The organism is Rhizobacter sp. P1_G5 (genome assembly GCF_056405435.1).
In genome coordinates this window covers 1-1,990 of record NZ_JBFUCB010000850.1, presented here as the reverse complement: position 1 = coordinate 1,990, position 1,990 = coordinate 1, and the positions used below count along the sequence as shown (strand labels likewise).

The following is a 1,990-nucleotide window of genomic DNA, read 5'->3' as shown; positions in this document are numbered from 1 at the left end:
GTGCAGGGGATGGCGGCAGCGAGCGGCGCCGCGTGGGTGCAGGTCGCGCGCGCGGCCGACGAGGGGCTCGGGGCCACGCAGGTCACGCTCGGCAGTTCGGCCGCGCTGAGCGGCATCCTGGCCGGCGCCGGCCGCGACCAGAACTCCGGCATCTCGGCGGCCTTCGCAGCGATCAACAAGGCCGGCGGCATCCACGGCCGCGAGTTGCGCCTGCTGATGAAGGACGACGGCTACGTGCCGGCGCGCACCGTCGAGAACGTCAGGCAGATGCTCGAGGGCAACACCGCGTTCGCGTTGATCTCGTGCATCGGCACCGCGAACAATGCCGCGATCATCCCGGCGATCGAGCAGGCGGGCGTGCCCTATGTCGGGCCGATCACCGGGGCATCGTCGCTGCGCCAGCCGGGCCAGCGCAACGTCTTCCATGTGCGCGCGAGCTACACCGACGAGGTGACGCGCGTGACCCAGCAACTGGTCGCGATGGGCCTGAAGGACATCGCGCTGGTCTTCCTCGACAACCCGTTCGGCAAGGAGGTCGCGAAGGACGCGACCGCCGCGTTGCAGGYGGCCGGGTTGCAGGCGGTGGCGACCGTGCCGGCAGCCGTGGACGGCTCCAACGTGGCGCAGGTCGTCGACCAGTTGCTCGCGGCCAAGCCCAACGTGGTGTTCTTCGGCACCACCGGCACGACCAGCACGGCGCTGATGMTGCAGCTGCGCGCACGCATGGCCGGCCTGCCGATGGTCGGGCTGTCGGTGTCGGTGATCTCGTCGGAGCTGGCCAAGCTGGGGGCCGCGTCGCAGGGCATCGCGTTGTCGCAGGTGTTTCCGGATGCGCTGTCGCAGAAGCTCGAATCGGTGCGCAACTACCAGGCGGCGATGCGTGCGATCGGCCGCGATGACTTCGGCGCCAGCAGCTTCGAAGGCTACGCCAACGCGATGGTGGTGGCCGAGGGCTTGCGCCGCGCCGGCCGCGACGTGACGCGCGACAAGCTGCGCCAGGCGCTGACCGGCCTGAAGCAGCTGAACCTGGGCGAGTTTTCGCTCGGCTTCGGCGGTGCGGCGCCGTACGTCGCATCGCGCTATGTCGGCCTGGCGGTGCTGGGGGCCAATGGGCGGCGGCTGAGCTGAGCCTGCATGGCTCGCCTAGACTCGCGTGATGCGAGTCTCGGTGAAGAAAAGATGGTGGGTGGCAGTGGGCGCGGTCGTGCTGCTGGGTTCGCTCAGCGGCTGCGGTTCGGTGCGCTACCTGGCGCAATCGGTCGGCGGCCACCTGAGCCTGCTGAACCAGGCCAAGCCGGTCAGCGACTGGCTTGCCGACCCGGCCACCTCCGACCCGCTGCGCGAGCGCCTGCAGCTGACGCAGCGCATGCGCGACTACGCGGTCAGCGAGCTGAAGCTGCCGGACAACGCGAGCTACCGGCGCTATGCCGACCTGCACCGCAGCGCCGCGGTGTGGAACGTGGTGGCCGCGCCCGAGCTGAGCCTGCAGTTGAAGACCTGGTGCTACCCGGTGACCGGCTGCGTCGGCTACCGCGGCTACTTCGACCAGGTGGCGGCCGACGAGCAGGGCGATGCGCTGCGCACCGAAGGCCTGGAGGTCAGCGTTTACGCGGTACCGGCCTATTCGACGCTGGGCAAGCTGCCGGGCGGCTTCTTCAGCGACCCGCTGCTGAACACCTTCATCCGCTGGCCCGAGGGCGAGCTGGCGCGGCTGATCTTCCACGAGCTGGCGCACCAGGTGGCCTTCGCGAAGGACGACACGATGTTCAACGAATCGTTCGCGACCGCGGTGGAGCGCATCGGCGGCACGCGCTGGCTGGTCGAGAAATCGACCGCCGCGGCGCGCGACGAGTACGAGCGCTACGACAAGCGGCGCCAGGAGTTCCGCGCGCTGACGATGCRGGCGCGCAATGACCTGGATGCGATCTACCGCAGCGGCCGCAGCGACGCCGACAAGCGCGCCGCGAAGGCCGAACGCATGGCGACGCTG

General features: G+C 70.0%; 2 protein-coding genes. Both read left to right on the top strand.

The window, feature by feature from the left end:
• Positions 1–1,128 (top strand): ABC transporter substrate-binding protein, encoded by a 1,128-nt coding sequence (locus AC1D12_RS31885; protein ID WP_477845175.1) that lies wholly within the window; start codon positions 1–3, stop codon positions 1,126–1,128.
• A 28-nt stretch (positions 1,129–1,156) separates the two neighbouring features.
• Positions 1,157–1,990, top strand: an 834-nt coding sequence (locus AC1D12_RS31880; protein ID WP_477845174.1) for an aminopeptidase, incomplete at its 3' end; no start/stop codon positions are given.